The sequence below is a fragment of the uncultured Brachyspira sp. genome, from assembly GCF_910578695.1.
Classification (GTDB): Bacteria; Spirochaetota; Brachyspiria; order Brachyspirales; family Brachyspiraceae; genus Brachyspira.
In genome coordinates this window covers 55,844-81,427 of sequence record NZ_CAJTQJ010000006.1, presented here as the reverse complement: position 1 = coordinate 81,427, position 25,584 = coordinate 55,844, and the positions used below count along the sequence as shown (strand labels likewise).

Annotated in this window: 24 protein-coding genes and 1 pseudogene; 11 read left to right on the top strand and 14 right to left on the bottom strand. The window is 27.6% G+C overall.

Annotation, left to right across the window (positions count from 1 at the left end; genetic code table 11):
• Positions 1–330 precede the first annotated feature (330 nt).
• From metG to QZ288_RS03500, 8 genes are all read left to right on the top strand, one after another.
• Positions 331–2,328, top strand: coding sequence for a methionine--tRNA ligase (metG, locus tag QZ288_RS03535; protein WP_295155044.1), 1,998 nt, complete (start codon positions 331–333; stop codon positions 2,326–2,328).
• Positions 2,329–2,382: 54 nt separating this feature from the next.
• Entirely contained in the window at positions 2,383–3,147 is a 765-nt protein-coding gene (locus tag QZ288_RS03530; protein ID WP_295155010.1) for an FtsQ-type POTRA domain-containing protein, read from the top strand.
• Between the two features lie 483 nt (positions 3,148–3,630).
• Positions 3,631–4,227, top strand: a complete 597-nt coding sequence (locus QZ288_RS03525) for a GDSL-type esterase/lipase family protein (protein WP_295155008.1) — start codon at positions 3,631–3,633, stop codon at positions 4,225–4,227.
• Positions 4,228–4,289: 62 nt separating this feature from the next.
• On the top strand, positions 4,290–5,666 hold the full coding sequence (locus tag QZ288_RS03520; RefSeq protein WP_295155006.1) for an MATE family efflux transporter: 1,377 nt from the start codon (positions 4,290–4,292) through the stop codon (positions 5,664–5,666).
• 104 nt (positions 5,667–5,770) lie between these two features.
• Positions 5,771–6,283, top strand: a complete 513-nt coding sequence (locus QZ288_RS03515) for an adenine phosphoribosyltransferase (protein ID WP_295155004.1) — start codon at positions 5,771–5,773, stop codon at positions 6,281–6,283.
• A 94-nt stretch (positions 6,284–6,377) separates the two neighbouring features.
• Entirely contained in the window at positions 6,378–6,644 is a 267-nt protein-coding gene (locus QZ288_RS03510; RefSeq protein WP_295155002.1) for a co-chaperone GroES, read from the top strand.
• Positions 6,645–6,817: 173 nt separating this feature from the next.
• Positions 6,818–7,999, top strand: coding sequence for a hypothetical protein (locus QZ288_RS03505; RefSeq protein ID WP_295155000.1), 1,182 nt, complete (start codon positions 6,818–6,820; stop codon positions 7,997–7,999).
• Positions 7,992–8,288 carry a hypothetical protein gene (locus tag QZ288_RS03500; protein ID WP_295154998.1) on the top strand — a complete coding sequence of 99 codons (297 nt, stop codon included), beginning with the start codon at positions 7,992–7,994 and terminating at the stop codon, positions 8,286–8,288. The genes QZ288_RS03505 and QZ288_RS03500 overlap by 8 nt, the downstream gene beginning before the upstream one ends.
• A gap of 2 nt (positions 8,289–8,290) precedes the next feature.
• Here the strand turns inward: QZ288_RS03500 and smpB are convergent, their stop codons facing one another.
• From smpB to QZ288_RS03465, 7 genes and pseudogenes are all read right to left on the bottom strand, one after another.
• Entirely contained in the window at positions 8,291–8,764 is a 474-nt protein-coding gene (gene smpB / locus QZ288_RS03495) for an SsrA-binding protein SmpB (protein ID WP_295154996.1), read from the bottom strand.
• Positions 8,765–8,883: 119 nt separating this feature from the next.
• Positions 8,884–9,525 carry a DUF305 domain-containing protein gene (locus tag QZ288_RS03490; protein WP_295154994.1) on the bottom strand — a complete coding sequence of 214 codons (642 nt, stop codon included), beginning with the start codon at positions 9,523–9,525 and terminating at the stop codon, positions 8,884–8,886.
• A 90-nt stretch (positions 9,526–9,615) separates the two neighbouring features.
• A complete protein-coding gene (gene rimM / locus QZ288_RS03485; protein WP_295154992.1) occupies positions 9,616–10,128 on the bottom strand; it encodes a ribosome maturation factor RimM in 513 nt (170 codons plus the stop codon).
• Positions 10,125–10,367, bottom strand: coding sequence for a KH domain-containing protein (locus QZ288_RS03480; RefSeq protein WP_014489041.1), 243 nt, complete (start codon positions 10,365–10,367; stop codon positions 10,125–10,127). Before QZ288_RS03480 ends, rimM begins: the two co-directional genes overlap by 4 nt.
• Positions 10,368–10,516: 149 nt before the next feature.
• A pseudogene (gene rpsP, locus QZ288_RS03475) lies at positions 10,517–10,759 on the bottom strand (30S ribosomal protein S16); the annotation flags it as partial.
• Positions 10,760–10,779: 20 nt separating this feature from the next.
• Positions 10,780–12,135: a signal recognition particle receptor subunit alpha gene (locus tag QZ288_RS03470; protein ID WP_295154986.1), complete on the bottom strand. Its 1,356-nt coding sequence runs from the start codon at positions 12,133–12,135 to the stop codon at positions 10,780–10,782.
• 273 nt (positions 12,136–12,408) lie between these two features.
• On the bottom strand, positions 12,409–13,767 hold the full coding sequence (locus tag QZ288_RS03465; RefSeq protein ID WP_295154984.1) for a GntP family permease: 1,359 nt from the start codon (positions 13,765–13,767) through the stop codon (positions 12,409–12,411).
• A 165-nt stretch (positions 13,768–13,932) separates the two neighbouring features.
• On the opposite strand from QZ288_RS03465, the gene QZ288_RS03460 reads away from it, so the two are divergent.
• Positions 13,933–15,060, top strand: coding sequence for a glycerate kinase (locus tag QZ288_RS03460; protein WP_295154982.1), 1,128 nt, complete (start codon positions 13,933–13,935; stop codon positions 15,058–15,060).
• A gap of 64 nt (positions 15,061–15,124) precedes the next feature.
• On the opposite strand, the gene QZ288_RS03455 is transcribed toward QZ288_RS03460, so the two are convergent.
• The gene (locus QZ288_RS03455) at positions 15,125–16,981 is read right to left on the bottom strand and encodes a methyl-accepting chemotaxis protein (RefSeq protein ID WP_295154979.1); all 1,857 of its coding nucleotides are present in this window, start codon (positions 16,979–16,981) and stop codon (positions 15,125–15,127) included.
• A 250-nt stretch (positions 16,982–17,231) separates the two neighbouring features.
• On the bottom strand, positions 17,232–17,678 hold the full coding sequence (locus tag QZ288_RS03450) for a hypothetical protein (protein ID WP_295154977.1): 447 nt from the start codon (positions 17,676–17,678) through the stop codon (positions 17,232–17,234).
• Positions 17,679–17,771: 93 nt separating this feature from the next.
• Here QZ288_RS03450 and hisB point away from each other — a divergent pair, with 93 nt between their 5' ends.
• Both hisB and hisH read left to right on the top strand, forming a co-directional pair.
• A complete protein-coding gene (gene hisB / locus QZ288_RS03445; RefSeq protein ID WP_295154976.1) occupies positions 17,772–18,374 on the top strand; it encodes an imidazoleglycerol-phosphate dehydratase HisB in 603 nt (200 codons plus the stop codon).
• A 140-nt stretch (positions 18,375–18,514) separates the two neighbouring features.
• Positions 18,515–19,138 carry an imidazole glycerol phosphate synthase subunit HisH gene (gene hisH / locus QZ288_RS03440; RefSeq protein WP_295154973.1) on the top strand — a complete coding sequence of 208 codons (624 nt, stop codon included), beginning with the start codon at positions 18,515–18,517 and terminating at the stop codon, positions 19,136–19,138.
• Here the strand turns inward: hisH and QZ288_RS03435 are convergent.
• From QZ288_RS03435 to QZ288_RS03415, 5 genes are all read right to left on the bottom strand, one after another.
• On the bottom strand, positions 19,130–20,683 hold the full coding sequence (locus QZ288_RS03435) for an FAD-dependent oxidoreductase (RefSeq protein ID WP_295154971.1): 1,554 nt from the start codon (positions 20,681–20,683) through the stop codon (positions 19,130–19,132). The genes hisH and QZ288_RS03435 overlap by 9 nt on opposite strands.
• Positions 20,684–20,760: 77 nt before the next feature.
• Positions 20,761–22,143 carry a 2Fe-2S iron-sulfur cluster-binding protein gene (locus QZ288_RS03430; RefSeq protein WP_295154970.1) on the bottom strand — a complete coding sequence of 461 codons (1,383 nt, stop codon included), beginning with the start codon at positions 22,141–22,143 and terminating at the stop codon, positions 20,761–20,763.
• A gap of 24 nt (positions 22,144–22,167) precedes the next feature.
• Positions 22,168–23,331 (bottom strand): NADH-ubiquinone oxidoreductase-F iron-sulfur binding region domain-containing protein, encoded by a 1,164-nt coding sequence (locus tag QZ288_RS03425; protein WP_295154969.1) that lies wholly within the window; start codon positions 23,329–23,331, stop codon positions 22,168–22,170.
• Positions 23,328–23,597, bottom strand: a complete 270-nt coding sequence (locus QZ288_RS03420; protein ID WP_295154967.1) for an NAD(P)H-dependent oxidoreductase subunit E — start codon at positions 23,595–23,597, stop codon at positions 23,328–23,330. Before QZ288_RS03420 ends, QZ288_RS03425 begins: the two co-directional genes overlap by 4 nt.
• A 373-nt stretch (positions 23,598–23,970) precedes the next feature.
• Positions 23,971–25,446 (bottom strand): leucyl aminopeptidase, encoded by a 1,476-nt coding sequence (locus QZ288_RS03415; RefSeq protein ID WP_295154965.1) that lies wholly within the window; start codon positions 25,444–25,446, stop codon positions 23,971–23,973.
• Between the last annotated feature and the right edge of the window lie 138 nt (positions 25,447–25,584).

The window sequence follows — 25,584 nt, the reverse complement described above, 5'->3', positions numbered from 1 at the left end:
AGTTGTAAGTTGTAAGTTGTAAGTTGTAAGTTGTAAGTTGTAAGTTGTAAGTTGTAAGTTGTACAAAGTATTTAATATTATATCCATTATAATCATGGGAATTATCATACTTTATTTTAAAAAATATGTCAAGAAAATTTTTAAATTAATACTCGCTGCCTTTATTACTTATTCTTTTTTCATATATTTTTTAATAGGCTTATATTATTTTTTAGCCATAAAACAAGCTCTTAATTTTGTATAGTATTTTTTGTATATAATTACCTAATTTTTTAGCTTTACAAAAACGGCTAATTTTAGTATAATTATCCTGCTTTTAAAATATTAAATATAGTTTTATACAGAAAAAACGGAGATATGCAAATGACAGATAAAAAGTTTTATATTACAACTCCAATATATTATCCTTCAGATTATTTACATATAGGACATTGCTACTGTACAATAGCTGCAGATACAATGGCTAGATATAAAAAGATAATGGGATATGATGTTTATTTTCTAACAGGAACTGATGAGCACGGCGAGAAAATAGCTAGAAAAGCTGAATCTGCTGGTACAGACCCAAAGTCTTATGTTGATAATATAGTTAATGCAGTTAAAGAATTATGGAGCAGACTTTCTATCGATTACAGTCATTATATAAGAACTACTGATGATTATCATGAGAGAAGAATACAGAAGATATTTAAAATACTTTATGATAAAGGCTATATTTATAAGGGTTCATATAAGGGGCTTTATTGTGTAAGCGATGAGGCTTTTTTTACAGAAAGTCAGGTAATTAAAAAAGATGACGGAAAATGCTATTGTCCTGACTGTGAAAAGGAATTAGAATATAAAGAAGAAGAATGCTATTATCTTAAGCTTTCAGAATACGGACAATGGTTAATAGATTATTATAAAGAGCATCCTGAATTTTTAGAGCCTAAAGAAAGACAAAATGAAATGCTTAAAAACTTTCTGCTTCCGGGATTGGAAGATTTAGCAGTCAGCCGTAAGGGCTTAAAATGGGGCATACCCTGTCCTATTGACAGTGAGCATAGCATATATGTATGGATTGACGCTTTATCAAATTATATAACAGCTTTGGGATATCCTGAAGAAGGACAAGATGACTTATATAAGAAGTACTGGCCTTGCAATGTTCATTTTGTAGGCAAAGAGATAGTTCGCTTCCATGCAGTTATCTGGCCCATAATGCTCAAAATGCTTGATATACCGCTTCCTAAAAAAGTATTCGGACATGGCTGGGTGCTTTTTGATGACGGTAAAAAAATGAGTAAAAGCAGGGGAAATGTAATTGATCCAAATACATTAATTGATAAATACGGAGTTGATGCTTTAAGATATTTTCTTATGAGAGAAATTAATTTCGGTTCTGACGGATATTATTCTCAGGAGCTTTTCTTAAAAAGAATAAACAGCGATTTGGCTAATGATTACGGAAATTTATGGCATAGAATAACCGCTATGCTTGGAAAGTATTTTAACGGAGTGCTTCCTGATGAGGCTGAAAATGTTTACGGAGATAGAGAAAAAGAGCTTAAAAAAATGGTTCTTACTCTTGACGCTAATGTAGAATCTGCTTTAGACAGCTTTAAATTTCAAGATGCATTAATATATATTTGGGAAGTTATAAGAATGACTAACAAATATGTAGAAGAAAGTGCTCCTTGGAATTTGGCTAAAGACGAAGCAAAAAAAGAGCATTTAGCTAATGTTATGTATATATCTTTTCAAGTATATTATATAGTAACAGCATATTTACAAATATTCTTTATTGATACTCCTAAAAAAGTATTTAATAGATTAGGACTTGGCGACAATGTGACTTTAGAAAGTGCTAAGCAATGGGGTTCTTTAAAATCTGGAATAAAAATAGAAAAGGGAGAGCCTTTATTTAATAGATATGATATAGAAAAAGAAATAGGAGTAAGTACTGTAAGTTCTGATGAAAATAAAAAGCATATTAATCCCCCTAAAGAAAGTAGGCATAAGGCTAATATAGAAAAAGAAGATTTTGAAAAGCTGGAATTATTAACTGCTAAAATATTGGTGGCTGAGAAGGTTGAAAATGCTGATAAACTTTTGAAATTTGTACTTGATATAGGAGAAGGAGAACAGAGAGTTGTAGTATCTTCTATTGCAGAGTATTATAAGCCTGAAGATATGATTGGAAAAACTGTTCTTTATTTGGCAAATTTAAAGCCTAAAAAATTCAGAGGAATAAAATCTTATGGTATGCTTCTTTTAGCTGATAATGGAGAAACTCTTTCGCTTATGACTTCAGAAAAGAATTTTGATGCGGGCTGCTCTGTTAATTAAATAAATTAAGATTTTTAAAAAACTTATATTATAAGATATAATTAAGATACTATAATGAAAAATTTTAAAGAAAATAAACTAAGAAAAAAGTTAAAAAAAAATAAACTTACAGGCAAACAAAAAAGCATAATAAAAAGAATAATTATATTTTTTGTTTTTATCATTATAATATTAAGTTTTGCTGTGATTATAAATAAAGCAAGGATATTAAGAGTTGAGATAAGGGGATTAGAAAAATTAAATCCTATTGATATAATGGAAGAGGCAGACCTTTCAAAATATAATAATGTAAGCATTTTTAATATTCCTAAAGAAGAAATAAAAAAAGATATAGAAAATAATCCAAGACTTAAATTAAGCAGTATAAAAATTTCTTTTCCTGATTTGCTTATAATAAATATTTTAGAAAGAGATACATTATTTTTGCTTGAAGCAAATTCAGGAATATATGAAATTACAGATGACGGCTATATTATAAAGAATGATTTTATTTATGATTATGATGTTCCTTATATAACAGGACTTAATATTAATCATTCAAATGCTGTTTTAGAAAATGATTATTCTAAATATTTATTATCTGTTATATATGATGTAAAGATCAATCATAATGATATATATAATCTTATATCAGAGATAAATGCGTATGGAGATGATTTGATACTTTATCCTAGGGGATATCAGGTGCAGGTGATATTAGAAAAATATGTAAAGGCGGAAAAGTTTGTAGATTTGACTGCTATATTAAAAACACTGCAGTATCAGGAGAATCAGATTCATAGAATAGATTTTAGGTTTAAAGAAGCTATAGTTAATTAGTGTTAACTTTTTTATATATAAATAAAAGCTATAGTTAATTAGATTAGTTTTTTAATAAAAATTGCGGAGCATATTTATACTTTAGTATAAATATTTTTACAGCGTAGCAATTTTTATATATAAATAAAAGCTATAGTTAATTAGATTAGTTTTTTAATAAAAATTGCGGAGCATATTTATACTTTAGCATAAATATTTTTACAGCGTAGCAATTTTTATATATAAATAAAAGCTATAGTTAATTAGTGTTAACTTTTTTATATATAAATAAAAGCTATAGTTAATTAGATTAGTTTTTTAATAAAAATTGCGGAGCATATTTATACTTTAGTATAAATATTTTTACAGCGTAGCAATTTTTATATATAAATAAAAGCTATAGTTAATTAGATTAGTTTTTTAATAAAAATTGCAGAGCATATTTATACTTTAGTATAAATATTTTTACAGCATAGCAAATATAAAATTTAGGAACAGCATAGTATGAATATAATTTGTATTGGAGATAGTACTACTTACGGCTATATGACAGCAAGAAATAAAGTATGGACTGAAATTTTAAATTATAAATTTTCAAAGGATAATATTAAATTTATAAATAAAGGTATTAATGGAGATATGATTTCAGGAATGCTTGTTCGTTTTGATACTGACTGCATAAGTAATAATCCTGATAAAGTTATTTTGATGGGAGGCGTTAATGATATATTCACATGCAAGCCTTTGGAGAAAATAAAAAATAATATGATAAGTATTATAAATAAATCTGCTGAAAATAATATAGATATAATTGTTTTCACGCCTATTCCTTTTATAAAAAATGCCTTTACATTTTTTGAAGCATCTAATATGATTAATGAATTTGAGATTAATTTAATTGAATATGCCGATTTTATAAAAAATTATACAAAAGAAAATAATATTAAATGTATAGATGTTTATAATATTTTTATAAGTAATATTTTAAAGCAGAATAATTATTATGATATATATTTTGACGGAGTTCATTTAAATGAGAACGGACATAATTTATTTGCTTTAGAAATTTATAAAGAATTAATTAATATATTATATAGCTAAAATTTAAGTAAATTAAAATAGATTTAAATAATTAAAAAAATTGAGGAGATTTGAAATAATTTATGGAAAGAAATAAAATGCTTGAACTTACTGAAGGAAATGTAAGCAAAGGGCTTATAAAATTAGTAGTGCCTATGATATTAGGAAACCTTTTAAATATTGCATATAATATAGTTGATACTATATGGATAGGTCAGATGGTAGGCCGTCAGGGACTTGGTGCTATTGCAGTGAGCTTCCCAATAATATTAATACTTATGGCTATAGCTTCAGGTATAACTGTAGCAGCAAATGTACTTATAGGGCAGTATTTCGGTGCTGATAATAAAAAATCTGTAATATATGTTTCAAGAGTTGCTACTACTATAAGCTTAATAACAGCATTAATATTAGCTGTATTAGGATATATATTTGCACCTGCTATGATGAGATTTTTGAATACTGCAGACAGCATAATGGAATATTCTGTAAGCTATTTTAGAATAAGTATGATAGGCTTTCCTTTTATGTTTTATTATTTTTTGGTATCAGCTTTACTTAGAGGAATAGGAGATACTGTAAGACCTTTAATATTTTTAGCTATTTCCTCAGTTTTGAATTTGATATTAGATCCGCTTATGATAAAAGGAATAGGACCTTTTCCTGCTATGGGTTTAAATGGCGCTGCTTATGCTACAGCATTTTCTCAATTTGTTTCAGTTGCTGTCAGTATGATATATTTAAAAATAAAAAACAGTATCGTAAAGGCTAATCCGTTTGACTTTGCATTTGATTTCAATATTACTAAATTGATGTTTAAAATAGGACTTCCTTTTGCTGCTATGCAGTTAATAGTATCTGTAAGCTGGCTTTTATTAAACAGACTTATAAACTCTTATGGGGAATCAGCTTCTGCTTCTGTTGCCGTATCTATGAGAGTAGATTCATTATCTTTTCTGCCTCTTTTGGCATTATCTGCAGGGATTGCCACTATGACTGCACAAAATATAGGAGCAGGCAAAATGGAGAGAATTAAAGAAATATTTAGAGCAGGAGTTATACTTTCTGTAAGCATATCAGCATTTACAGCTCTTTTTTCTATATTATTTCCAGAGCTTATAGTAAGAATGTTTACCAAAGATATGAGCGTATTAGAATATACAAGAAGCTATATTTATGTGGTAATGCCTTCTATAATAATGCTTGCTGTAATGTTCTCTGCAAACGGAGTTATTAACGGAGCCGGTAAAACTTTTATGCTTATGATGTTTGCCTTTTTCTCGCATATAGTAATAAGAGTTCCGCTTGCTAATATTATAGCTCCTAAAATGCAGTTATGGGGTATATGGACTGCTATGGCTATTGGAAATTTTTTCAGTATGATTTTCAGCTTAATATATTATTTTTCAAATAAATGGAAAAAAAATGCTAATATAGCGTCTCATTCTGCTTCTAATTAGAATATTTAAATTTATTTATTATAATAAATTCAATTGATTTTTTTTGTAAAAATATTATAATTATAAATTGTGTCATTTATATAATTATTTTAATGAGGTGTTCTATGGATTTAAAAAACTATATAAGAAATATTCAAGATTATCCTAAAAAGGGAATACTTTTCAGAGATATTACAACTCTGCTTAAAGATAAAGATGCATTTAAATATGCTGTAGATAAAATGGCTGAACAGGTTTCAAATGAAAAAATTGACTATATAGTAGGAGCAGAAAGCAGAGGATTTTTAATAGGTTCGGCATTAGCATATAAAATGAATATTGGGTTTATACCTGTAAGAAAAAAAGGAAAGCTGCCTTATAAAACTATATCAGAAGAGTATGCATTAGAATATGGTACTGATACTTTATATATGCATGAAGATGCACTTACAAAAGGAGATAGAGTATTAATAGTTGATGATTTGATTGCTACAGGCGGTACTGCACTTGCTATGATTAAAATGGTGGAGAAACTCGGAGGCATTGCAGTAGGCTCATCTTTTTTGATAGAATTAAAAGAATTAAACGGAAGAAAAGAGATAGAAAAATATCCTATCAATGTTCTTATAGAATACTAAGCTCATTATACAGTTATTGACTTTTAATGATTTTTATTATAAAATAGTGTAAAAAAATTATAGATATAAATATATTTTAAGGAGAAAAATTGATATGTCATCTATTAAACCATTAGCAGACAGAGTACTTTTAAAAGTATTAGAACAAGAGGAAAAAACTTCAAGCGGAATACTTCTTCCAGATACAGCTAAAGAAAAAACTCAAAAAGCTGAAGTTATAGAAGTAGGAGACAGCGAAGATATAAAAATAAAAAAGGGAGATGTAGTTATTTATGATAAATATGCAGGTATTCAAATCAAAGAAGGAGATACTGAATATTTAATAGTAAAAAATGAAGAGATAGTTGCTATTATAAAATAATGAACATCCTATAAAAATATAAAATTTAAGAACACTAATCTTTAATAAAGAAATGAAGAATAGTGTTCTTTTTCACTAATTAATTTATAAAACTTTTCATATCATAAAAATTATTTTATTAATTGTTTGATAATTAATAAAATACCGTTTCTTTAATCAGGAGATTCTTATAAATGTTAAAATATTTCATAGTATTTCTTGCAGTATTGAATATAGCGTATGCCCAAAATAATACAGCAAATAAAGAACCTGAATATAAATTCACATACGAAAAAGAAAATAATTTCTTTATATCTGAAGAAACCAATTCAATAAATGAAATATCAATTATGCTTGAAAGAAGAGGCTTTCCTCTTGTAAATAGATTGGTAAGATTTACTTCGCTTTATCCTGATATGTTTGATTTTATAGCAGATGATATTAATAAAGAAACACTATTAAAAGAAGTAGATAATGATAATAACTATGATGATGATAATAATATATATACTAATGTTTATATTACAGCTACAGATGAAAACGGCATAGCAAAAGCAAAACTAAATTTAAAAAATGAAGGAAATGGGGCTGTTATTATGCATATACTATATGTAGGCTCTTCTGGAAATACTAATATATCCTATGAAGAATACAGTTATATAAATATTAAAAGAGAAAATAATATTCCTTCAAAACTTCTTATAGGAAATCCTGATAATTTAAATGTAAGAAGTTCTATATTGATAACATCAACTTTATTTCCTTCTTTATTTTTGGTATCAATAGCACTTATATTTATAAGCTATTTTAGAAGTATATATGATGAGTATAGAAATGCTAAATCAAAAATTGTTATGTATACTTTTTTCGGATTTTCATCTATTAAGAAAAATTTTGCCCTTATGATATTTATAATATTCACAGAATTAATAATAGCTGCAAGCTTTCTTATTTTGGACAGTTATATTTTCTCTGTAATACTTATAGCATTCTTTATAGCGGGCTTCTTGGTAAAAAGAGAAAAAATATATGCAATGGCATTTTTTATACTTGCATGTATTTCTATGATATATTTATATCTTGAAACATTTACAAATTATATAGGAATAGAATGCATATTCAATAATAGTATTATGGGAAATCCTATATTCATATTATTTTTATTTATCATACTTACAGCTTTATCAGGCGGAATATATATACCAATATGCACACTTATATTATATCAAACAGTATTTACAGTAAGCAGTTTATCTTTAATATCCGCTTTAATTGGAATATTTATATCTTCTTTGCTTTATATATTAAAAGTGAAAAAAAATATTCCATTCTTATACAGCATAAATTTATTAAAAATAAAAGACACTAATGGGTAAAAATATGATTTTTGATTTGATTAGAGAATTAGAAATGCTTTTATCAGATATAACTTTCAGCGGTATTAATAATATAGATTATAATACAATAGAAAAAGCAGAAGCTTTAGCAGATAAATTTGAAAGAATATCTATGCATAATATTAAATCATTATTAATAGAACTTACATATTCAATAAAAAAATATAAAACTGAAGAAGATAAAAAAACAAATATTAAAGAAGTATCTAATAATATTGCTAAAATAGAATTTTATATAAGAAATGCTTTATCTTATGAACAAACATAATTTTATCTTTTAATATATCTCTCCATTTCTCTGTCTAAAGTTTTTCTTTTAAGAGTTTCTCTTTTATCATAAAGCTTTTTACCTTTAGCTAAAGCCAATTCTACTTTAACTTTTCCTCTTGCAAAATACAGCTTAACAGGAATTAATGTAAGTCCCTGTTCTTTTATTTTTCCGTAAAGCCTTTTCAATTCTCTTTTATTCATTAAAAGTTTTCTTTCTCTCAAAGGTTCATGATTATTTCTATTTCCAAAATGATAGGGAGAGATATGCATATTAACTATAAAAAGTTCTCCCTTTTTAAAAGATGCATAGCTGTCAGACATATTTACGCTTCTCTCTCTTAAAGATTTTACTTCTGTACCAAGCAGCACAATGCCTGCTTCAAATTTTTCTATAAGTTCATAATTAAATAAAGCCTTTTTATTTTTTACTATATCGCTAGATGAAATTGATTTTTTATTTTTTTTACCTGCCATAATATCATACCATAATTTAAATATATAAGATTATACTAAAATAAACTAATTTGTCAATTATCATAATAAAAAAGAGCTAGAACAAAAAAATTCTAGCCCTTTTATATATGCTGGTAGTTTTATAAAGAATTAATCATATTATTCATATAAGCTATTTCTTTTTCCTGTGATGATATTATTCTATTTGCTATTTCCTTAATTTTTTCATCTTTAGTATGTTCTAATATCTTTTTAGAAGAATCAACGGCAGCCTGATGATGAGCTATCATACCTTTCAAGAAATCTATATCATTATCTCCTGCAGTTTTAATAGCAGACATATCATCCATCATCTTATTCATAATTAACTGCATTTCATTTCCCAAAGCAGCAGTATCTTCTTCAGCATACATAACAGCTTTATTTTTTAATTCATCAGCTAATTGAGTAAACTCATCAACCTCTTTTTCCTGCTCCATTATTATATTATTTGCCAATTCTATTAATTTTTCATTTTTAGTAGTTTCTAAAAGTTTTTTAGAAGATAAAATAGCACCTTTATGATGAGGTATCATATTAACTAAAAAATCTTCATCAATATTCTCAGTCTTTTGAAAATCCTGTTCCATCATAGGAGCATGCATTAAATATATAATTTCAGATGAAGCAGGACTATGCATAGTATGAGAAGAATTATCTGCTTTATTTGATTGAGTTTTTTGTCCGCATGATATTATAAAAGCAGATATTAAAGCAATAAATACTATTATAATTTGTTTCATTTTTTTATCCTTTAATTTATAAATTCTGTTTAATATAAAAACTTTAAATATCAATAAAAAGTAAAAAATTATAATATTATTATTAAAAAATTAAATATTATCATCAAATATAGGTTTTTTGATTATTTGAATAGTTTTATTTTTTTTATCTGATTTTCCAAAGTATGCATTAACGAAAGGTATAGAAACTATATTTCCATTTTCAATTAATTTAATTTCAAATACATAATTTGAAGGAAGACTATATATATGAACTATTTCGCCGTATAAATCATTATCTGCATCAATAATTTTATATCCTATCAATTCAGCCTCATAAAAGGTATCATCATCAAGTTCGGGCAAAACAGAAGAATCTATATATATATCAAAACCTATTAAGCTTTGAGCTTGTTCTATAGTGTTAATATTTTTTAGAGATAATACAAAAGCTTTATTTTTTTTCTTAACATTTACAACAATAAATACATTATCATTTATAATAACAGATGTATTTTTATTTAAGATAGGAAGAGAGGCAAAATAACTTTTATCTGCAAAAGCTATTTCAACCTCTCCTTTCAAACCATGTATGCCTGTGATTTTGCCGTAAAAAATAATCAATTATCAATAATCTCAAGCATTACACGTTTACCACTTTTCATGGAAGCTGCAAAAAGAATAGTTCGTAATGCATGGGCAATGCGTCCTCTTTTGCCTATAATTTTACCTATGTCGCTTTGGTTTACTTTCAATTCCAGAATCGTACTCTTCTCACCCTCAATAACCTTTACACTAACACCATCAGGCTCATCAACTAACTTTTTAGCCAAATACTCAATAAGCTCTTTTTCTTCCGTCATAGCACACTCCTTTATATATTATAAGATGTAAATTAAACTTCGCTTTTCTCCTCAGCAGATTCAGGCTTAGCTTGTTTACGATGCTTGCGTCTTTTTTCAGGATTTTTTAATGCTCTTTTTTTCTTTCTTTCAAGAGGAGCACCTTTATCTTTATCCATTAAACCCTCTTTTATAAGAATACTTTTTACTACATAAGTCGGCTGTGCACCATTAGAAAGCCATTTTTTTAAGCCGTCTATGTTTAACTTATATAATACATCTTTAGCTTTAGGGTTAAACCAACCTAGTTCTTCAATAAAACGACCATCACGTGGGAAACGAGCATCTGCTGCTACAATACGATAATGAGGCTCATGCTTGCGACCTATACGTTTTAATCTTAATTTTACCACCTTTTTTTCCTCCAAGTTTATTACATTAATTTGTTTAAATCATCTATAGACATACCCATACCCTCTAGGGACTTTGCGAGCTTATCCATCTTTTTAGTACTTCCCATCATATTTTTCATCATAGAAAACTGTTTTATCAGCTGATTTATATCATAAATACTTTGACCGCTTCCTTTAGATATTCTCATTTTTCTAGAATTATTTAAAGGAAATAATGCCAATCTTTCTTTTTTTGTCATTGACTGTATAATAGCTTTATATTTTTTGAATTTCTCTTCTTCTCGGCTTAGAAGTTCAGTATCAACATTAGCCATACCCGGAATCATAGAAGTCATTTTACTAAGTCCGCCCATTTTGGAAGTAGCTTCTATCTGTTTCAAGAAATCATTATAATCAAAATTATTTTCTATAACTTTTTTAAGCATTTCCTGAGCTTCTTTTTCACTTATGGCTGCACGTGCTTTTTCCACCAATTTTACTATATCGCCCATTCCAAGTATCTGCCCTGCTACTCTTTTAGCATCAAAAACATCAATATCATCTAAATGTTCGCCTGTACCTATAAATCTTACAGATGAACCTGTAGCATATCTCAAGGATAAAGCAGCTCCGCCTCTAACACCTGAATCGAATTTTGTAAGTATAACGCCGTTTATACCTATATTGCTTTGAAAACTTTTTGCAACATCATAAACACTCTGCCCTGCTGTAGAATCAACTACCAATAATTTTTCTGTAACATTAGCAGAGTTTACAACGCGTCTTAATTCAAGCATCATATCTTCATCTATTTCTAAACGCCCTGCAGTATCAACCAATATCATATTATACTGCTCTTTTTTTGCTATAGCCAAAGCCTTTTTTAGTATTTTATATGCTTTTTTCTCTTTAGTATCTATATGATAAGGAACGCCTACTTCTTTTGCCAAAATAGCAAGCTGCTCCATAGCTGCAGGTCTATGAACATCAAGCCCCACAAGCATAACGCGTCTTTTATCTTTATAATATTTAGCTAATTTAGCTGAAGTAGTAGTTTTACCAGAACCCTGAAGTCCGAAAAGCAAAGTTATAGTAGTTTTCTCTATAGGCTCTAATTTTAATCCGCTTTCTCCCTCGCCTATCATATTAACTAATGTATCATGAACATCGGCTACGAATTGATTGGCTGGTTCTACACCTTCTAACTTTTCTTTTCCTACTGCTCTCTTAGAAGCTTCTTCTAAAAATTTATCGGCTGCTTCTAATGATACATCGGCAGATAATAATGCTTCTTTTATTGTAAGCAGACTGTCGGATATATCTTTATCTGTAAGTACTTTTTTACCCTGTATTTTAGAGAATACATTAGATATAGATTTAGTTAAATTACTAAACACTGAAACAACCTTATAAATATATTAATTCCAAATATATTATACATAATATAGTCAAAAAGTCAATATATATTAACCATTTTACTGTTTAGGAGTATGAGTTTTTATATATTTTTTAGTTTTGAAAAAGCAGGTATCATTTATAATTTAAATTACTTAAAATAAAAAAGTAATATATATTTACCAATACAGTACAGAAAAGCAAAGAAATATTTTTTAGATTAAAATACAATATAAGTACAGCTTTTGTTTTTAAAGCCGTACTTATAAGCATAATCATCTGAATATTAATGAAATCAAAAACACATTTATTATTCCTGCAATACCTATTATTAAAGTCATTAAAGTTTGAGTTTTATAACCGTCCTCAGCTTTTATTGAACTGAAATTAGTAACAACCCAATAATAGCTGTCATTAGCATGAGAAACCGTCATAGCTCCTGCACCTATAGCCATAACTGTTAATGCTGATAAAATAGGAGTGTCTAAACCCAATGCCCCCATTAAAGGTGCTAATATTCCTGCGGTGGTAGTTAAAGCAACTGTAGAAGAACCCTGAGCAGTTTTTAATACAGCAGATAATATAAATGGGAAGAAGATTCCTACGCTTTGAAATAGAGAAGCATTTTCTGTAATAAAAGAGACTAAACTTGATGAAGATATAACCTTGCCCAAAACTCCGCCTGCCGCTGTTACAAAAAGTATAGGACCTACAATTTTTAAAGTATTATTTGTAATATCATAAAAACTTTCTAAATCCTTAATATGCTTTTTCTGTGAAAAATATGTAATAATTGAAAATATAAGCCCTACAGACAAAGCTATTATAGGAGTGCCTAAAAATTGTATAAATACCGAAAGCATATTTTCTATTTTCATCATAGTAAATACTGAAGCTAAAGCCATTAATATGATAGGTATTAAAATAGGAGATACAGCCAAAAATCCATTAGGCAATTTGCCGTAACCTGCCTTAAGCTCTTCATAGCTTTTAATATTTTTCTCGTTTTGCATCTCATCTAATGATTTTACTTTATATCCTATATATTTAGAAAAAAAGTATCCTGCTGTAAGAGGAAGTATAGAACATAAAACACCCATACCTATAACCATAAGCAAATGATTTCCTATGCCTAATAAGTTGGCTGCAGCTATAGGTCCAGGTGTAGGCGGTATAAATACATGCGAAATATATAAACCTGCTGAAAGAGCCATACTCATTGAAACAGCAGATTTCATTGTTCTTTTTGCCAAAGCTTTTTTTATAGGGTTTAAAATAACGAATCCCGAATCGCAGAAAACAGGTATAGAAACTATCCAGCCCATAATAAGCATTGCAAGTTCAGGTCTTTTTTTACCTACAATTTTTATAACCATATCTGAAAGTTTCAATGCACCGCCGGTATTTTCTAATACTGTACCTATTAAAGCTCCGAATATTATTACTATGCCTATGCTTGTAAAAGTTCCGCTGAAACCGCTTCCAATTATGCTTGGTATTTCTTTTAATGGTATTTTAGAAATAAAAGCAAAAAGAATGGATACTCCCATAATAGATAAAAAAGGATGCATTTTCAACTTTGATATAGAAAATATCATTAAAATTATACAAATTATAAAAAATATGATTAACATATATACCTCTATTATTTTTTATTATATTGTATAAGTATATAAAAATAATATATATTTTCTTTGTGTATAAATACAATTTTTTAAATATTTATTGTATATAATAAACAATGAAAATTAAAATTAATGTATTATATTTAAAATAAAGAATTATTTAAGGAGAATATAGTGAAAAAAATAATAATAATACCAGACTCTTTTAAAGGAAGTGCCGGCAGTTTAGAAGTTTGCAATTATATAGAAAAAGGAGTATTAAAAGTAATTAAAGATGCTCATATAATAAAAATTCCTGTTGCTGATGGAGGAGAGGGAACTGTAGAATCAATACTTTATGCTGCAGGCGGAAATATAAAAAAAGTAAATGTAAAAAATCCTAAAGGCAAAATAGTAGAAGCTAAATACGGTATTATCAATAAAGATAGAGCTGTAATAGAAATGGCAGAAGCATCAGGACTTACTTTAATCGATGATAAGGTAAGAAATCCTATGAAATATTCTACTTACGGAACAGGCGAGCTTATAAAAGATGCTTTAAATAACGGCATAAAAGATATATTTATAGGTATAGGAGGAAGTGCCACTAATGACTGCGGTATAGGAATGGCTAATGCTTTAGGATATAGATTTCTTGATAAAAATAATAATGAACTTGAAGCAATTGCTGAAAATATGATAAAAGCTGCTGATATAGATGACAGTAATGTTGATAAAAGAATATTCGATATAAAAATAACAGCTGCATGCGATGTAAAAAATCCTCTTTACGGAGAAAACGGAGCTACTGCAGTATATGGAAAACAGAAAGGAGTTACTAAAGAAACTTTTGATATACTCGATAAAGGGCTTAAAAATATAGCAGGAATTATAAAAGAAAAATTCGGAAAAGAAATAGATTATGTTAAAGGTTCAGGTGCTGCAGGAGGACTTGGAGGAGGGCTTATAGGTTTTTGCAATGCAGAATTAAAAAGCGGTATAGATGCTGTTCTTGATATAATAAATTTTGAAGAAAAAATAAAAGGAGCTTCTCTTATAATAACAGGAGAAGGTGCCATTGACGGACAAACAAGAGAAGGAAAAGTGCCTGCAGGAGTGGCAAAAAGGGCTGGAAATATACCTGTAATTGCTATAGTAGGAGAAATAAGAGAAAATACTGATATAATATATGATTTGAATATTAAATCTATAATGCCTTTATTTACTAAGGCTATGACGCTTGATGAAGCTATTTCTAATACTGCTTTTTTAACAGAGAATGCTGCTGAAAGGGCATTGAGATTTATAAATATAGAACTATAATTTGAATGCAGTAAATTATATAAAGGATATATACTATATCAAAGTATATATCCTAAAATAATAATCATAATTTGAAGAAGCTCATAACTTCCTGTAAGGAATTAGCCTGTGCAAGTAAATCTCTTGAAGTGCTTTCAGCATTGCTTACAAGAGTATTATTCATCTGAGTGGCTCCGTCTATTTCTGATACGGCTCTGTTTACCTGTTCTACTCCTGCATTCTGTTCTACTGCAGATGAACTTATACCTTTCATTATATTAGCTGTTTCATCTATTTTAGCCCTCAAATCGGAAAATATTTCCTGAGATTTCTGAGCAGTTTCTGTTGCTTTATTTATTTTATCATAAGCATTATCAACCAAACCTGTAATATCTTTTACTGATGACTGAGTAGTTTGTGCAAGATTTCTTACCTCTGAAGCTACAACTGCAAATCCCTTGCCTTGATCTCCTGCTCTTGCCGCCTCTACTGAAGCATTAAGTGCAAGTATATTAGTTTGAAATGCTATATCTTCAATAATTTTAGTTATATTTTTAATTTTAGTACTTGCTTCATAAACTTCCTGAATATTATCTGTAGTTTGTATAATAATATCTCCTGCCTCATCTATAGAAGCTTTTGAAGACATCATCATATTATTTCCTGTTAAAGAATATTCTGTAGAAGACTTAATATTAGAAGCCATCTGCTCCATAGAAGCAGCTGTTTTCTCTAAACTTGCAGCCTGTGCTTCGGTTCTTCTTGATAATTCTTCATTTCCTCTAGCTAATTCCTCAGAAGCATTCATAATCATTTTAGAAGCATTATTAACCTCTTTGATAGTTTCAACTAATTTTGTTCTCATATTAACAAAACTATCGGCAAGTATGCCTATTTCATCTTTTCTAGGCTTTATTTTTCTTTCTAATGAAGCTAAATCGCCTCTTTCTATTTTTTGTGCTGCATCAACTACAGCTTGTAAAGGCTTAGTAATAGAATTTATAAACAAATAAATAAATATAGCTAAACAAATTATAGTAATAATACCCAAAATAACTCCGCTGACTACAGCTTTTTTATTTTCTGCATAAATCTCATCGCTTGTCATAGTCATAGAAATAATCCAAGGCACATAATGCATCTTAACATAAGAGCCCATCATTTCAACGCCGTTTACATTATATGCAACTACGCCTTTAGAATAATTGTTATTAAAAACATCTTTATACACTGAAGGAGCATCTGAGTTAATCTTATCATAATCGGTATTAACAAATAATTTCATATTAGGTGCTATTACATCAAGCCCGCCTGTTGTTCCTAATTTTATTCCCTCTATATAGTTTTTAAAAAAAGCTCTCCAATTAAAAACAACATACAAATAGCCTATTTCTCTGTTTTGATATTTAATAGGAGTTGCAAAAGTAAATGACAGCTCTTCGTTAGATTCTGATGCTTCAAGCTTATTATCATAAACTACGCTTCCGTATCCATATTCTTTATTCTTTAATTTATTCCAAACATCAGTATTTTTATTTGAAAATCTTTCTCCTATCCAATTAGGATAGCTGCCGTCCGATATTATGATGCCATTTATATCGACTATACCCATATGTATGGCACCTGCATTTTTTTCTCTAAATCCTCTTAAAGTTGCATTTAATATTTCTGCTGTATTATCATTAGGATTAAGTACATTTTCTACTACTATAGCAACAGATGAATATGTTTCAATGAGATAGGACTGAATACGAAACCATGCATTAAATACAGAAGAATATCCTGTTACAGTTGTTTCAAATCCTTCAAATCTGCTTTTAGAAATACCCCTTCCTGATATTCTAAGAGAAATAATAAGCATCATAGTTAAAAAAACAGCCGTAACTATGCATAATATTGCAGGTATTTTTAAGGCTAAACTATTGAATTTACTTTTAAGCATACAAAACTCCAATTATATTAAAACATTATGTAATTTAATGTAATAATTATTTTTATATAGTAAAGAATTTTTTTATATTTTTCATTCCTTATTTTTTATTACTTAATAGAATAATTTATATAATATTATTAAATTATAATAATAAAGAATGGTCATTTTATAGTTTTGTAATATATCGTAAATATTATAATTAAATTTTATATAAAAAATAAAAATTATATTTTAAGCTATATAAAATAATTAAAAAATATTATTGATTGTTTGTAATGCCGTAAATATTAAAGAATCTTACTTCTATATCCTCAATATCATCTTCTATACTGTTTAATGAAAATTTTAAATTAAGTCCCATTAAATAAGTTTTATTTAAAGCAATATATCTTTCTTTTTTATTATCATCTTTGCTCATATAATCATATACTATCATATTAACATCTATATGAATATCAGAAATTACATATCCTTCTTCAAATATTTCTGCGGTTATAAGAGTATAATTATTCAAATACTCAAATTCAGAAACAGCATTATCAGAGTACTTTTTTAATGTTAAAAAGTCAAGATAATTTTCTACTCCTTTCTTTATAGATTTTTCTATATTTTCATCTTTATAAACCTTATCTCTCACCTGCTCTTTTGTCATTTTTATACTGCTATTATTGATATTATGAACATCAAAATTCTCTAAAGTACCCATTATTTACCCCTAACCGATAATTGTATAAAAAATTATATAAATATTGCAAAAAAATAAAAGTATAATTATAATTTATTTTTAGGGGATTTAATTATGAGAACTTCAGAAATAGAAAGAAACACAAATGAAACAAAAATAAAAATTAAATTAAATATAGACGGCAGAGGAAAATATAATAATGATACCCGCATAGGTTTTTTTAATCATATGCTTGATTTATTTGCAAGACATGGAAGATTTGATTTAGAAACTATATGCAAAGGCGACATAGATGTAGACTATCATCATTCGGTTGAAGACACTGCTATAGTTTTGGGAAAATGTTTTTCTGAGGCTTTGGGAGATATGAAGGGTATAAAAAGATATGGAAATTTCTGCATGCCTATGTGCGAAGCTTTAACATTAGCGGCAGTTGATATATGCGGAAGAAGTCATTTAGTTTTTGAAAGCGATTTAAAGAATGAAAAAGTAGGAGATTTTGATACAGAACTTGTTAAAGAGTTTTTTACAGCCCTTACAAATACTATGAATATAACATTGCATATAAAAACTTTTCACGGAGAGAATACTCATCATATAATAGAATCTATATTTAAAGCAGCAGCGAGAGCTTTAGCACAGGCTTGTGAAATAGATGAAAAATATAAAGATGAAGTTTTATCTACAAAAGGAATGCTTGAAAATAATAAAAATTAAAAAAATTGATTTTTTGTTTTTACATAAAATAAAGCTGATTAATTTTTTTTAATTTATTAAGCCCGCCCTCCCGCCCCTATACTTTGACTTTTATATTTTATTTTAGTATAATAACTTTAATAAAATTAATAGGATTTTTTATGACAGCTATAATAGATTATGAGGTAGGAAATTTATTTTCTCTTATATCATCATTAAAATATGTAGGTATAGATGCTATTCTTACAGATGATGAAAAAATTATAAAAAATGCTGATGCTATAATACTTCCGGGTGTAGGAGCTTTCAGAGATGCTTTAGCAAAACTTGAGAAAAAAAATGACGGCATACTAAAAAATGTTATTATAGAAGAAGCTAAAAAAGGCAAATTAATTTTGGGAATATGTTTAGGTATGCAGATGCTTTTTGATAAGAGTTATGAATACGGAGAATATAAAGGACTTGAACTTATAAAAGGAAGTATATGCCCTATATATAAGGATTTAAAAAATAAAGATTTAAAAGTTCCTCATATGGGCTGGAATAATCTCAATATAAGAAAAGAAGATAAAATATTTAAATATATTAAAAATATGGAGTATGTTTATTTTGTGCATTCATATTACGGCAAAAACTGCGATGACAGTATAATAGCAGACAGCGAATATGATATAATAATACCTGCCATTGTAAAAAAGAATAATATATACGGAATACAATTTCACCCTGAAAAAAGCGGAAATACAGGACTTAATATACTTAGAGGCTTTAAAGATTTAATATAAAGCAACTCTAGCTCTTTTTATTTCTGTTCTGTATCTTTTTATTTCCCATTCGGTTCTCTGCTTATCCCATTTCAAAATATCAGCCATTTCCTGTGCTATATGTTCTGATATTAAAGTTCCGCAGTCATTTTCAGTAAGTATAAATCTAAATCTACGCATCATAATATCATCTAAATGCATAGCATGTTCTGTTTCTATAAAATACTTAATAAGTCCTTTGTTAATCCTATAATCAAGCCCTGTCTCTGCAAGCAAAGAAGAATCATTTTTACAAAGCTCATTTAATTTCAAAATTAAATTCACAGAACCAAAATAATCTATAAGGAATTTAACCAATTTTTCATTCAAAACCAATTCTGTATTCGTATCAAATTTATTTCTTATTACTTTTTGATTGCTGAACCATTTATAAGGCTTTCCATACATCTTTATTAAAGTTCTTATGGATATAGAAGAAGAAGTTGTAAAATTTCCTCCTTCAACTAAAAATAATTTATACTGAGGATGAGAATGTATTTTAAATTGATAAGGATTAAGAGGCATCATACCAGACTGAGTTGTTATTATATGATTTTTATTAACTATAGAACTGAAATAAGTATTATACACATCAAGCAGATACTCAGCCTCATCGCTTGCTGTATATATGCAGTCAAGATTATTAATATTTTTTTTAATTGTAGGACCTATAATAGTGCTGTTTTTCCAACGCATTAAAAATACATTAGCCCTTGATTTTATTTTAGGCAGAACTACAGATTTATTTATATGAATTAAATCGCTGTCTATTACTAAATGACTTCCTTTAATATAATCAATTCTGTTTTCAAAATTTCCATTAGGAAGCAAAGAGCTTATGCTATGCCCCCAAGCTCCTGCTGCTATAAGTATAGTTTTGGCATTAACTGTATAAACTTTGCCTGTAATATTATCCGTAAATACTACATTTTCTATTTCTTTTTGATTATATTCAAAAGCCTTTACTTCAGCATAATTTAATAAATCGCATCCGTACTCTTCTGCTTTTAATAATAATTCTATAACATATCTTGAATCATCTAATAAGCCTTCATAATATTCTACAGAAGCTATAACATCATTGCTTATTAAATCAGGCAGAGCATCTAATGTTTCATTTCTGCTGTAAGATGAATGCTTTTTTGTTTTTCCAAATAGAGAAAATACATCATATAATGCAGCTTTCATCTCTTCTTTAAAAATACCAGAACCTCTGTATTCGTATATAGGATTGATGATGCCGAAATAAGGAGAAGAACTTTTATACATTAGGTTATTTCTTTCTTTTACTTTATGAATAGTATGAATTAGATTATTACCATTCATATCATTAAATCCGCCTGTAAGCATTTTTGATGTCCTTGAAGAAGAACCATAAGAAAAATCATGTTTATCAAGCAAAAGTGTAGAAAGACCTACTCTTGAAGTTTTTAATGCTATAGTAGCACCTATAACTCCTCCGCCTATAATAATAATATCATATTTTTTATTTCTATTGTAGAGTATCTCATCTCTTGTTTTCGGCATAAAATCTCTCCCATATCTTAATAAATAAAATAATTATTACTATATAAAATATGTATTTACATTATATAACAAAGTTATTACAAATACAAATATTTTAATAAATCTCTCAAATTTAATCTATTTTTATTTTTATCTAAAAAAGATACTATCTCCTTAACTTTTCCGTATCTATCTATATAATGCCCGCTGAACTCTCCTAGATATGATATTGGAAAACTTAAATAAGCATTATAAGACAAAACAGAAAAATTCGGACTGAACACTATATAATTCTGCTTATTAAGTTTAGAAAAATTTATTATATCATCATTATCATCTAAAGCATCTCCCAATATAATAAATTTCTTAAATTTTTCATCATATATATTATCGTAAAATCCTGAATACTTTAAATCCTTAACAGAAAAATCATTAATATTTGTATAATTATCTCTTAATATTTTTGAATTTGCAGCTATTTTATTTTTTTTGAATGTAAAATTTAATAATCCTATACGGTAAATAAAATCATCAAAAGCCTTAATATCTTCAATAGGATACATACTAGAGCCTATAGCTAAAGTATAATCTAAATCAATATTATTAATAAACTTATGATATAATTCCTTAGCCTTTTCAAATTCGCATTGCATTCCATTAAAAAAAGGCATCTCTAATATATCATTAGAATAATAATCCATCTTTCTTCCGTAATCGCATAAGCCGTACTTTTTGCCTTTTGGAGATGATATATTCTTTATGCTATGATTTATATAACTATAATTAACTTCGCATAAACGATTACATCCTATGCAAAAGCTATTTATATTTTTTACAGTACTTATATCATCTTTAATTTTATCATCTATATTTCTTTTTGCTTCAAAAACATTAAGAGGACATAAATCCGCTATCATAGAATTATAGCCGTCTGTGGTTTTATAATCAAGACATATACCGCAATTAATACACTTTTCAAAATTAGGCTTTATATAATCGGGAAGATTCATTTTTTTTACAGCTTCTTTTATTTCCTCTATATAAGAATCATTTTCATTATATGCATTTTGAGAAGTTTCAATAGAAATATTATAAATATCCAAATACTTTTTTAATCTGCATATATAATCAGAATCACAGCTTTCGCACTTAGGCTTATGCATATAAAGTATAGATTTTAAAATAGATACTCTATATTTTATAATATCCTCATCTTTATCATTCAAAACACTCATACCATTTTCCACTATTTCATTACATGCATATTTATAAGAGTATTCATTTTCATTTTTTCTTTTTACTTTTACCAAGCATAATTTACATCTTAAAATACTATTTTTTTCTTCAAAGGTATTAGTATTACTTTTTTTGTATGAACATAAATGAGGTACATCTATATTAATATAAGATAAAGCCTGAAGTATGGTATATCCTTTCTGAGCAGATACTGTATTGCCGTCAGCATTAAATTTTATTATCATTCTATAAAGCCTCTTAAGATTTTTCTAATCTTTTATAAAACTGTATAATGTTCTCTTATTTTCTATCAAATACAAAAATTCATCTCTAAACATTTCTATAGATGATGATATGCATTCAGCCAAACTTCTTATATACAAGCAGGAAGCACCGATTTTTATCATTTCAGCAGCTTCTTTTAAGTTTACATAATCATTAAAATCAGAATTACCTAAAAGCATTTTATTGATATAATATTCGCATAAATCAAATCCATAACTGCAGGGTATACATTCTTTACAAACTATAGTTTTTGCAAATAGAATTATCTTTAATACCACCCTTATCATACATCTGTTTTCCTGTATAAAGCATAATCCTCCGTTTCCTATTTTCATATTAAAACTCTCAAAACATTCATAATCTAAAGTCATTTTTTGTAAAGTATGAAAATCTATAGGCGGATTTAAAAAGCCGTTAGTAAATACCCATTTTACAGCATAATTTCTATCGATGCCTCCTATAAATTTAACGGCATTTTTTAAAGGCGTATGCATTTCAAATTCATACAAATCGGAATTTATAATATCTCCAGAAACAGAAAGTATATTAGTACCCTTATATTTTCCAAAGCCGTAATTTTTGAAATTAAATCCTCCGATATATGCTAAATATATAATTTGAGAAACGGTTTCCAAATCAAATATGTATTTCTTATTTTCCAAAAATGATGGTATTATTCTAATTTTATATTCATTATAGTATGAATCTTCATCATATATATTTATTTTTTCATCTTTTACAAAATTATAATCTTCTGCCTCTGCAGCAGCTTTTATTATTATATCTTTCTCTTCTAAATAATAATTTTTTAATACTATATCTATTCTTTTTATATTAAGAATTTTAGCTATAAATAAAGCCCCATCTAATATTAGATGAGGATTATTTTTTATAATAAATTTATCCTTAAAAACTAAATAATCGAAAGAAGCAGCATTTATTAGAATAAAGTCTTCTTTGATATCAGCATTTGTTAAAATTTCATAAACAGAACTTTGAGCTATATCTCTTTTAAATATAGGATAATCCTCTAAATCTTCAAAAAAAGAATCATTAATTTTCTGAACAGACAAATAATCGCCGAAATTATCAATATAGGATTTGATATTTTCTATAGCATTTTCATTATGCAGTACAAATCTCTTCATCTTTTTCTTAAATGTATAGCTTCTATATACTTAACAATACTTTTAAAAGATGATTTTGTACATTCCATACCATTAATGAGAACAGGTACGGCATTACAGCAATTATGCATACATTCCATCTCTTTAAGAAGCATGCCGTCAGAAGACAAAACACCTACCTGCAAATCATAATGCGAACGAATAGCCTCCAAAAGCGAATAAGAGCCATTCATAGAGCAATGAAGTCCTACGCATACTTCTATGATAGTTTTTACATTACTTATCATATTATTTTCCTATTAAAAACTATAATACTTAAGAGATGAAAAAACATTAAAATGTATAATGTTAGTTTATATTATTTTTTCTTATGCCTATTTTTGCGTAAACGCTTTTTACGTTTATGCGTAGCCATCTTTTGACGAAGTCTTTTTCTTCCTGAAGGCATATACACTCCCATTTTATCTAATTTGAATATTTATTATAGCATTTCATACAAATAATTTCAAGTTTAAAAAATTAATTATAATATATTTTATCTGTTATTTTTGCCTATAAAATTTTATAAGCAAATTTTATAATAAAAAAAGGAAGCACATAATAAATGCACCTCCTTAATTTTTTTATATTACTTAGCTATTATTATAAATTGTATATATATTAAAACCTATCTATATCAACTAATTTTTCTACAGTTTTAGCAAGCAGATAAACCCCTACTCCTGTAGCTCCTTTAGAAGTGTATTTAGTATTAACATCGCTTACAGAAGTACAAGCTATATCCAAATGAGCCCATTTAGCCCCTTCAGTAAAATATGATAAAAACTGAGCGGCTGTTATAGTACCTGCATATCTTCCGCCTGTATTTTTTATATCAGCTATATCAGATTTTATCTGCTCTTTATACTCTTCAAACATAGGAAGCTCCCATACTCTTTCATAAGTATCATCTCCTGCATCTTTCAAAGCTGATGCTAATGCCTTATCATTAGACATTAATCCTGTGGCATTTCTTCCCAATGCTATAGAACATGCCCCTGTCAAAGTGGCAATATCTATTACAAAATCGGGATTATATTTTTTTATTCCATAAGAAAGAGCATCAGCAAGTATAAGTCTTCCTTCAGCATCGGTATTAACAACCTCAACTGTAACGCCATTATGCATTTTTAATATATCACCCGGATTTATAGCAGCACTTCCTGTTTTATTATCAGTTAAAGGACATATCACAGTAACATTAGCTTCTAAATTCATATCTGATATCAAAAATAATGCCCCGCATACAGCAGCAGCTCCAGCCATATCATCTTTCATACCAAGCATACTATCAGAAGGCTTTAATGACATTCCGCCTGTATCAAATGTTATTCCCTTTCCAACCAATAATATATTCTTTTTGGCTTTAGCTTTTTTATACTGAGCTATAAATACTCTAGGAGGGTTTTTGCTTCCCGCATTAACTCCTAATATTCCATTCATACCAAGAGTTTTTAATTCTTTTTCAGTAAGAACTGCAGTAGTTATTTTTCTGCTTTCAGCCTGCTTCTTTGCTCTATCAGTAAATGTTAATGAATTAATAACATTACTAGGCTCATTAACTATATCTCTTGCCCAAAATATATTATCTGCTATTTGAGATGCTTTGAGTATGGCATTTTCTGTATCTTTTTTATGCTCTGAAACTAAAAGTATATTTTTTATATTTGATTTTTCTTTTAATCTTTTATCTCCTAAATAATTATCAAAACTGTATGAAGAAAGTATTATACCCAAACAAAACTGAATATATGATTCTTCAGAAGCTATTTCTGAAAATAATTCTGCCATATCTACTTCTATATCATCAATATGCAAATCTTTCATTATCTTTATTAATGAAGCACCTGCATTTTTCCAAGTTTCATACATATAATTTTTTACTTCTTTATATGTGATAAAAATTACTCTTGTATTACTTGCAAATGCAAAGGCAAAAGGAGTGGATATTGTATAATATTTATCTTTTACCAAACTATTAAATAATTTCATATACTCTTCGTTAAATGTACAAACTTTAGGTTCTTCTTTTTCTACTTTTACGAATACAGCAACCGTATGTTTTTTAATAAAATTAATTGTATGCTTAAGTTTCATTTTTAAGTTCCTTATATATTTTTATAAATAACTTTAGATTAACTAATTATATATAATGTTTGCTTTATGTCAATTATAATAAAAAAATTATATATATTAAAACTTATTTTATATGCAGTGTAAATGAAATTTTAAGAA

Coding starts and splice junctions, on each gene's coding strand:
- QZ288_RS03510 (WP_295155002.1), top strand. CDS start 6,378: ATGTCATCTATTAAACCATTAGCAGACAGAGTACTTTTAAAAGTATTA.
- QZ288_RS03530 (WP_295155010.1), top strand. CDS start 2,383: ATGAAAAATTTTAAAGAAAATAAACTAAGAAAAAAGTTAAAAAAAAAT.
- QZ288_RS03490 (WP_295154994.1), bottom strand. CDS start 9,525: ATGAAACAAATTATAATAGTATTTATTGCTTTAATATCTGCTTTTATA.
- QZ288_RS03500 (WP_295154998.1), top strand. CDS start 7,992: ATGGGTAAAAATATGATTTTTGATTTGATTAGAGAATTAGAAATGCTT.
- QZ288_RS03515 (WP_295155004.1), top strand. CDS start 5,771: ATGGATTTAAAAAACTATATAAGAAATATTCAAGATTATCCTAAAAAG.
- hisB (WP_295154976.1), top strand. CDS start 17,772: ATGAGAACTTCAGAAATAGAAAGAAACACAAATGAAACAAAAATAAAA.
- QZ288_RS03435 (WP_295154971.1), bottom strand. CDS start 20,683: ATGCCGAAAACAAGAGATGAGATACTCTACAATAGAAATAAAAAATAT.
- QZ288_RS03465 (WP_295154984.1), bottom strand. CDS start 13,767: ATGTTAATCATATTTTTTATAATTTGTATAATTTTAATGATATTTTCT.
- QZ288_RS03450 (WP_295154977.1), bottom strand. CDS start 17,678: ATGGGTACTTTAGAGAATTTTGATGTTCATAATATCAATAATAGCAGT.
- QZ288_RS03505 (WP_295155000.1), top strand. CDS start 6,818: ATGTTAAAATATTTCATAGTATTTCTTGCAGTATTGAATATAGCGTAT.
- QZ288_RS03525 (WP_295155008.1), top strand. CDS start 3,631: ATGAATATAATTTGTATTGGAGATAGTACTACTTACGGCTATATGACA.
- QZ288_RS03420 (WP_295154967.1), bottom strand. CDS start 23,597: ATGATAAGTAATGTAAAAACTATCATAGAAGTATGCGTAGGACTTCAT.
- QZ288_RS03425 (WP_295154969.1), bottom strand. CDS start 23,331: ATGAAGAGATTTGTACTGCATAATGAAAATGCTATAGAAAATATCAAA.
- QZ288_RS03430 (WP_295154970.1), bottom strand. CDS start 22,143: ATGATAATAAAATTTAATGCTGACGGCAATACAGTATCTGCTCAGAAA.
- QZ288_RS03415 (WP_295154965.1), bottom strand. CDS start 25,446: ATGAAACTTAAGCATACAATTAATTTTATTAAAAAACATACGGTTGCT.
- smpB (WP_295154996.1), bottom strand. CDS start 8,764: ATGGCAGGTAAAAAAAATAAAAAATCAATTTCATCTAGCGATATAGTA.
- QZ288_RS03480 (WP_014489041.1), bottom strand. CDS start 10,367: ATGACGGAAGAAAAAGAGCTTATTGAGTATTTGGCTAAAAAGTTAGTT.
- QZ288_RS03520 (WP_295155006.1), top strand. CDS start 4,290: ATGGAAAGAAATAAAATGCTTGAACTTACTGAAGGAAATGTAAGCAAA.
- hisH (WP_295154973.1), top strand. CDS start 18,515: ATGACAGCTATAATAGATTATGAGGTAGGAAATTTATTTTCTCTTATA.
- QZ288_RS03455 (WP_295154979.1), bottom strand. CDS start 16,981: ATGCTTAAAAGTAAATTCAATAGTTTAGCCTTAAAAATACCTGCAATA.